The organism is Streptomyces sp. NPDC058231 (assembly GCF_042882275.1).
Classification (GTDB): Bacteria; Actinomycetota; Actinomycetes; order Streptomycetales; family Streptomycetaceae; genus Streptomyces.
In genome coordinates this window covers 1-7242 of the sequence record NZ_JBHVWN010000129.1, presented here as the reverse complement: position 1 = coordinate 7242, position 7242 = coordinate 1, and the positions used below count along the sequence as shown (strand labels likewise).

The following is a 7242-nucleotide window of genomic DNA, read 5'->3' as shown; positions in this document are numbered from 1 at the left end:
ACCCGGAAGCTAAGCCTTTCAGCGCCGATGGTACTGCAGGGGGGACCCTGTGGGAGAGTAGGACGCCGCCGAACAATTATTCCGGGAAAGCCCCGTGCCCTTGTGGCACGGGGCTTTTCTGCGTTCTGAGCGTCTAGGCTCGAACCATGCGCTACGAACTGGTCATCTTCGACAACGATGGTGTGCTCGTCGACAGTGAGCCGATCTCCAACACCATCCTCTCCGGCTACCTGACCGAGCTCGGTCACCCCACCTCGTACGAGGAATCGCTCCGTGACTACATGGGGTCCGCCGTGCACCGGGTGCACGATCTCGTCGAGGAGAGGACCGGGGAGAAGCTGCCCGCCGACTTCGACGAGACGCTGCACTCCCGGATCTTCGCCGCGTTCCGGCAGGAGCTGCAGCCGGTCGAGGGCGTCGAGGACGTGCTGGGGAAGCTCGTCGCCGACGGAGTGCCGTACTGCGTCGCCTCGTCGGCGACCCACGAGCGGATCCGGGTCGGGCATCACAAGACCGGGCTCGACCAGTGGTTCGAGGAGGAGTGGATCTTCAGCGCGGAGGATGTGGGGCACGGCAAGCCGGCACCCGACCTGTTCCTCCGCGCCGCCGAACGGATGGGGGTCCCGCCCGAAAGGTGCGTCGTCATCGAGGACAGCCCACTGGGCGTGGAGGCGGCTCGTTCCGCGGGGATGGACGTGTACGGGTTCACGTCGATGATGCCCGCCGACCGGCTCGCCGGGGTGACCGGGCACTTCTCCGACATGGCCCAACTGCGGGAACTGCTCGCCTGATCCGTCTACCCATGGGTAGGCCGGGGCCCTACGCTGCGGCCATGAAGGATGCGCGGTTGCGGCACGGTAGGGCCTCCTTGGCGTTGAGCTTCTTCGCGCAAGGGGTGACCTTTGCTCTGCTCGTGACGCGTATTCCTGCCATTCAGGACCGGTACGGGATATCCGACGGGCTGCTGCCCGTCTTCCTTGCCGCCGTGCCGATCCTGGCCGGTGTGGGCAGCGTGGTCACCGAGAAGGTGGTCGCGCGAGTACGGCCCGGGGTCGTGCTGAGGTGGGCGCAGCCCGTCGTGCTCCTGGCGCTGCTCGGCGTCGGGGCCGGCAGCCGGCTGTGGGCCGTGGCCGTCGCCCTCGGTGTGTTCGGTCTGTCCGTCGGGGCTCTCGACGCCTCCATGAACATGATGGGGGTCAGCCTTCAACGGGCGTACGGACGCAGCATCATGCTCGGGTTCCATGCCACGTACAGCCTGGGTGGCATCGCCGGGGCGTCGATGGCGTGGGCCGGCGCGCACTGGGACCTGACGCTGCTGATGTCGTACCTTCCGGCGGTCGTCGTGCTGCTGCCCGCCGCCTTCGTCGGGAGCCGGTGGTACGTGGAGGGGGCGGCGGAGGCGGCAGAACCGGGCGAAGGGGCCCGGGTGGCCTCGGTCTCGTTCAGGCTGCTGCTGCCGCTGTGCCTGGTGATGAGCTTCGCGTACATCGGGGACTCGACGGTCTCCAACTGGAGTGCGAAGTATCTGCAGGATGTGCTGGGCAGCTCCGAACAGCTGTCGACCGTTCCGTACAACGTCTACATGGTGACGACGCTGCTGGGCCGGGCCGTGGGGGACTTCGGGGTGCGGCGGTTCGGGGCCGTGGCGGTCGTGCGGTCCGGGAGTGTGCTCGCCGCCGCCGGGTTCGGGGTGGTGGCCGTGGCTTCCGGGGCGTGGACCGGGATGCTCGGATTCACCATGCTGGGCCTGGGTCTCTGCGTGATCGTGCCGCAGACGTTCGCAGCCGCCGGGCGGATGTTCCCGGGAGCGAGCGACACGGCGGTCGCCCGGCTGAACGTCTTCAACTACGTGGGCTTCCTGGTGGGGTCGCCGCTGGTGGGTGCGTTGGGGGACGCGTGGAGTTACCGGGGGGCGATGCTCGTGCCGATGGCGCTGGTGCTCGCGACACTGGTGTACGCCAGGTCGTTCGGCGTGGAGCCTGCCCGATACGGTGGCGGACATGAGCGGCCGCGCACAGCTGATGTGGGATGACGCAGTAACGGGATACGACTTCGGGGACGGTCATCCGATGGATCCCGTCCGGCTCGCCCTGACGATGGGGCTGGTGCGGGCGTTCGGGCTGGACGCTGCGGTGGACGTGGTGGCGGCGAAGCCGGCCGGGGAGTCCACGCTGCGGCTCGTGCATCGCGGAGACTATGTATCGGCCGTGCGCGCGGCCTCGGTGGATCCCCGGACGGCCGATCAGAACTACGGACTCGGGACCATCGACGATCCGGCGTTCGCGGGAATGCACGAGGTGTCGGCGCTGATCGCCGGGCAGTCGGTGGCGGCGGCCGAAGCGGTGTGGCGCGGGGACACCGCCCACGCGGTCAATTTCGCGGGCGGGCTGCACCACGCCATGCCCGGCGGCGCGGCGGGATTCTGCATCTACAACGACCCGGCCCTCGCCATCGCCCGGCTGCTGGAGCTCGGGGCGGAACGGGTTGCGTACATCGATGTGGACGTGCACCACGGTGACGGGGTGCAGGCCGCGTTCTGGGAGGACCCCCGGGTTCTGACCGTGTCGCTGCACGAGCACCCCAGGACCCTCTTCCCGCAGACCGGTTGGCCGGAGGAGACCGGGGCCGGGGCCGGCGAGGGGGCCGCGGTGAACCTGGCACTGCCCGCCGGGACGGGGGACGCCGGGTGGCTGCGGGCGTTCCACGCGGTGGTGCCGGAGCTGCTGGCGGACTTCCGGCCGCAGGTCCTGGTCACCCAGCACGGGGCCGACACGCACGTCGAGGACCCGCTCGCGCACCTGGCGGTGTCGCTGGACGCCCAGCGGTCGGTCATGGAGTCGTGCCATGAGTTCGCCCACGTGTACGCGGAGGGCGGGCGGTGGGTCGCGCTCGGCGGGGGCGGCTACGCGGTCGTCGATGTGGTGCCGCGGTCCTGGACGCATCTGGTGGGGATCGCCGCGCATGCGCCGGTGGATCCGGAGGCGGTGATTCCCGCTTCGTGGCGGGACGAGGTCCACGCCAGGACCCGGCAGCCGGGGCCGGTGCGGATGACGGACGGGTGTACCCCTTCGTGGCAGCCGTGGGAGGCGGGGTACGACCCGGCGGACCGGCTGGACCAGGCGGTGCTCGCGACCAGGCGGGCGGCGTTCCCGCTGCGGGGACTGCTGACCTGAGCGGGGCGGGGCGGGACGGTCCGGTGCGGTCGTTTGCGCGCAGCGGTGCGGAATGGTTACGCCAACTGTGGGTTCCAACCGAGCTTCTGACCCTCCGTCCGGGTGGTTGAGGGCAGCATCGGCAGGGTGTTGAGCACCGGAGCGCTGCGCGCTCATCTGCTGGCGGCCCGGCTGGCCGGGCCCGTGGCCACCGCACGGGAGGTGAGTCTGCGGAGCTATCGGCTGTTCGCGGCCAGGGACCCCCGGGTGATGCTCGGCCTCGACCCCGAATGGGGCTGGGAGGAGTCCGATCTGCTTCGCTTGATGGCCGACAAGTGCGGGGTTTCGGACGATCCCGCTCATGTTTCGGGTCCTGATGTGATCGACCCGGAGCGGACGCTGGCGGGGCTGGACGCTTTCGCCGAGCGGCTGTCCAGTGTCGCGGACCGGCGGGCGCCGGTGCTGTTCGGAACCGGTCACCCGCATCGGTTGCTGGGGTTCTACGCCGCGCTGGCAGACGCTTTGTCGGCGGTCGGGTGTTCCGTACTCACCCCTGCGCAGGGGCGATGTGTCGACATAACGTCCCGGTTCGGCGTACGTACGTACCAGCTGGACTACGTACGGGGAGTCGCGCTGGTGCGCGAACCGGGCGTGCGGTCCGCCGGTGGTGAGCCCGGCGCACATACCCACTCCCCGCTGCCGGTTCGGGTCGCGCTGGAGGGTGCGGCGGTGGCACACGGGCGGTTGCCCGAGCTCGTCGTAGGGGACCACGGATGGGTCTGCGGGGCAGGTCAGCTGGGCATTGAGGCGATCGGCCTGGCGGACACGGACGACCCCGCGCTGTTCGTCGGTGAGGCGGAGGGACGGGTGTCGGTCGCCGTGCCGCTCGACGACGGCGTGCGGTCCGCCCACTACCGGCCGCTTACTCGCTATGTGCTCAATCGGGCGTGTCTGTCACAGTAGGCGCCCGATGGCCCCTCCTCTTCCCCACTCGCATCACCCGCCCCTAATCTGGGGAGTGAGCGCACAACGACGAAGAGTCACCGGAGGGGAAGCCGGTGCGCGTCTCGTGCGGAAGGTACAGGTGGGTCATGGCTGCTGGCAGCGAGAGGCCTCTCAACGAGGTCAAGTTTCTGACCGTGGCGGAAGTCGCCTCGGTCATGCGAGTGTCGAAGATGACCGTGTATCGCTTGGTGCACAGTGGTCATCTGCCGGCGATCCGGGTGGGAAGGTCCTTCCGGGTCCCGGAGCAAGCGGTTCACGAGTATCTCCGCGAGTCCTTCGTGGGGGTCGAATCCGCCTGACATTCCCCTCGGATTACGTCCCTCACGCGGTGGCGGGTAGGCTAGGCCGACGTAGGTCGTGTGGGCCCAGACGCCCCGCACCAGTGAAGAAGAAGTGAGCGAGGGTAGTCGTGGGCTCTGTTATCAAGAAGCGGCGTAAGCGGATGGCCAAGAAGAAGCACCGCAAGCTGCTCAAGCGCACGCGCGTTCAGCGTCGCAACAAGAAGTAAGCGAACGCAGTTCGTGAATCCGCAGCCCTCCCGCCGATACGGCGGGAGGGCTGCGGTGCGTTCCGGTCGGGGGCTGCGGGCGGTGTTACCCACATTTGGGCCAAAGACTCGGCGGAAGGCAGCCGCGCGGTCATCACAGGGCAACATCCACCCGCTACGGTGACGGCCAGGGGAACCTCTTCGACGGAAGGCGCTGATCTTGGGGAAGGTCGTGCTCGTCACGGGAGCGGCCCGGCAGCTGGGCGGCCGGTTCGTGCGGCGCATCCAGCGGGATCCGGATGTGGAGCGGGTGATCGCCGTCGACGCGGTCGCGCCCGGGCATCAGTTGGGTGACGCCGACTTCGTGCGCGCGGACATCCGCCAGCCCGCGATCGCCAGAGTTCTCGCCGAGCACAGCGTCGACACGGTCGTCCATCTGGACGTCTCGGGGAAGGCGCTCGGCGCGGGCGGCCGGACCGCCATCAAGGAGACCAACGTCATCGGCACCATGCAGCTGCTCGGTGCCTGCCAGAAGTCTCCGACGGTCCAGCGGCTGGTGATCAAGTCCAGTACGAGTGTGTACGGCTCCGCGCCCCGCGATCCGGCGGTCTTCACGGAGACCACTCCGCCCAAGTCGCTGCCGAGCGGGGGCTTCGCGAAGGACGCGGTGGAGGTCGAGGGATACGTACGGGGCTTTGCGCGCCGCCGGCCGGACGTCGCCGTGTGCGTGCTGCGGTTCGCGAACATCCTGGGGCCGGACGCGGATTCGCCGCTCTCCGACTATCTGGCGCTGCCCGTCCTGCCGACGGTGTTCGGGTACGACCCCCGGCTCCAGTTCGTGCACGAGAGCGACGTGCTCGACGTCCTCGGGATCGCCTCGCGCGAGCCCCGTCGCGGGACGCTGAACAGCGGCACGTTCAACATCGCGGGGGACGGGGTGCTGTTGCTCTCGCAGTGCGCGCGGCGGCTCGGGCGGCCGACGCTGCCGCTGCTGCTGCCGGCCGTCACGTGGGTGGGTCAGGCGCTCCGTACGGTCGGCATGACGGACTTCGCGCCGGAGCAGATCCGGCTGCTCACGCATGGCAGGGTGGTCTCCACCGTCCAGATGCGCGAGACGCTGGGCTTCCACCCGGCCTTCACCACCGCGGAGACGTTCGCGGAGTTCACACGCGGCCAGGGGCCCGGACTGCTGCCGCCCGGGACGGTGGGCAGGGCCGTCGACCGGGTGGCGGCGTTGCCGTTCGCCGGCGGGGCGGGCGAGGTTCCGGGGATCACCGGGGCGGGCGACACACAACCGACCCCCAGCGTCAGGTAGAGGAGCGCACCGACGATGGCGGATGCCAAGGTCATTCCGTTCGACGACGACCGTTCACGCTCGGGCGGCGGGCCGCGGTCCGCGCGGCGGCGGGCAGCCGCCGGGCCTGCGGTGGGCACTGCGGCCCTCAGCGCCCTGCCGGGGCAGCAGGACACCGCGCAGACCCAGGAGGCGTCCCAGAGAGACGGTGAGCCCGTGCCCGACGGGAGCGCTTCGGCCGGGCGCGGTGGCTGGGACCGGCGGATCGCGGGCGGTCTGGCGTTTCTTCGGCGGCGGGTCACCGGTGAGTACGAGGTCGACGAGTTCGGGTACGACAAGGAGCTCACCGACCAGGTCTTGATGTCGATGCTGCGGCCGGTGTACGAGAAGTACTTCCGGGTCGAGGTGAAGGGCATCGAGAACATTCCGTCGGACGGCGGGGCGCTGATCGTGGCCAACCACTCGGGGACGCTGCCGCTCGACGGGCTGATGCTTCAGGTCGCCGTGCACGACAACCATCCGGCCGGCCGGCATCTGCGTCTGCTCGCCGCGGACCTGGTCTTCATGCTGCCGGTGGTGAACGAGCTGGCGAGGAAGGCCGGGCACACGCTGGCCTGCGCGGAGGACGCGGAGCGGCTGTTGAGGCAGGGGGAGGTCGTCGGCGTGATGCCTGAGGGGTTCAAGGGCATCGGCAAGCCGTTCGGCGAGCGGTACAAGCTGCAGCGGTTCGGGCGGGGCGGGTTCGTGTCCACGGCTCTGCGGGCCGGGGTGCCGATCGTGCCGTGCTCGATCGTCGGGGCGGAGGAGATCTACCCGATGATCGGCAATGCGAAGACGCTGGCGCGGGTGCTGGGGATCCCGTACTTCCCGATCACGCCCACGTTCCCCTGGCTGGGGCCGTTGGGGGCGGTGCCGCTGCCCACGAAGTGGACGATCCAGTTCGGGGAGCCGATTCCTACGGAGGGGTATCCGGTGGAGGCGGCGGAGGACCCGATGCTGATGTTCAACCTGACCGATCAGGTGCGGGAGCAGATTCAGCACACGCTGTACAAGCTGCTGGTGCAGCGGCGTTCGGTGTTCTTCTGACGGTGTGTCGGGGCGGGCCGCGGTCTTCCTGGGAGCGTGTCCGGACGTGCGGCGTCCTCAATCGCCGGAGGGCTTGGTCGTGCCGGTGCGGGGCTTGCTGTTCCGGCGATTGAGGACGGTCGTACTAGTGCCGGATCAAGCAACGTTTGCCCTGTCGACGACGGCGCGTAGGTGCCGGTCGTCGGCGTGGCGGTTTCGCCAGATGATGTAGCGGCGGA

At 69.5% G+C, this 7242-nt stretch carries 8 protein-coding genes, 1 rRNA gene and 1 pseudogene; 9 read left to right on the top strand and 1 reads right to left on the bottom strand.

The features are described 5' to 3' along the window. From rrf to ACFVXE_RS38185, 9 genes are all read left to right on the top strand, one after another. Positions 1-74 (top strand): 5S ribosomal RNA (rrf, locus tag ACFVXE_RS38225); the annotation flags it as partial. A 72-nt stretch (positions 75-146) separates the two neighbouring features. Further along, positions 147-791 carry an HAD family hydrolase gene (locus ACFVXE_RS38220; protein ID WP_389678327.1) on the top strand — a complete coding sequence of 215 codons (645 nt, stop codon included), beginning with the start codon at positions 147-149 and terminating at the stop codon, positions 789-791. Positions 792-832: 41 nt separating this feature from the next. Beyond that, positions 833-2032 carry an MFS transporter gene (locus ACFVXE_RS38215; RefSeq protein ID WP_389678325.1) on the top strand — a complete coding sequence of 400 codons (1200 nt, stop codon included), beginning with the start codon at positions 833-835 and terminating at the stop codon, positions 2030-2032. Beyond that, positions 2001-3173, top strand: a complete 1173-nt coding sequence (locus ACFVXE_RS38210; protein WP_389678324.1) for an acetoin utilization protein AcuC — start codon at positions 2001-2003, stop codon at positions 3171-3173. Before ACFVXE_RS38215 ends, ACFVXE_RS38210 begins: the two co-directional genes overlap by 32 nt. Before the next feature lie 126 nt (positions 3174-3299). Then, positions 3300-4115, top strand: coding sequence for a phosphatase (locus ACFVXE_RS38205; RefSeq protein WP_389678323.1), 816 nt, complete (start codon positions 3300-3302; stop codon positions 4113-4115). A 128-nt stretch (positions 4116-4243) separates the two neighbouring features. Further along, positions 4244-4456, top strand: coding sequence for a helix-turn-helix domain-containing protein (locus ACFVXE_RS38200; RefSeq protein WP_014046653.1), 213 nt, complete (start codon positions 4244-4246; stop codon positions 4454-4456). A 110-nt stretch (positions 4457-4566) separates the two neighbouring features. Then, positions 4567-4665 carry a 30S ribosomal protein bS22 gene (locus tag ACFVXE_RS38195; protein WP_003948845.1) on the top strand — a complete coding sequence of 33 codons (99 nt, stop codon included), beginning with the start codon at positions 4567-4569 and terminating at the stop codon, positions 4663-4665. A gap of 199 nt (positions 4666-4864) precedes the next feature. Then, positions 4865-5959, top strand: a complete 1095-nt coding sequence (locus ACFVXE_RS38190) for an NAD-dependent epimerase/dehydratase family protein (protein WP_389678321.1) — start codon at positions 4865-4867, stop codon at positions 5957-5959. Positions 5960-5974: 15 nt separating this feature from the next. Further along, entirely contained in the window at positions 5975-7024 is a 1050-nt protein-coding gene (locus ACFVXE_RS38185) for a lysophospholipid acyltransferase family protein (RefSeq protein WP_389678320.1), read from the top strand. A gap of 135 nt (positions 7025-7159) precedes the next feature. On the opposite strand, the pseudogene ACFVXE_RS38180 reads toward ACFVXE_RS38185, so the two are convergent. Continuing rightward, positions 7160-7242: pseudogene (locus tag ACFVXE_RS38180) on the bottom strand (transposase); the annotation flags it as partial.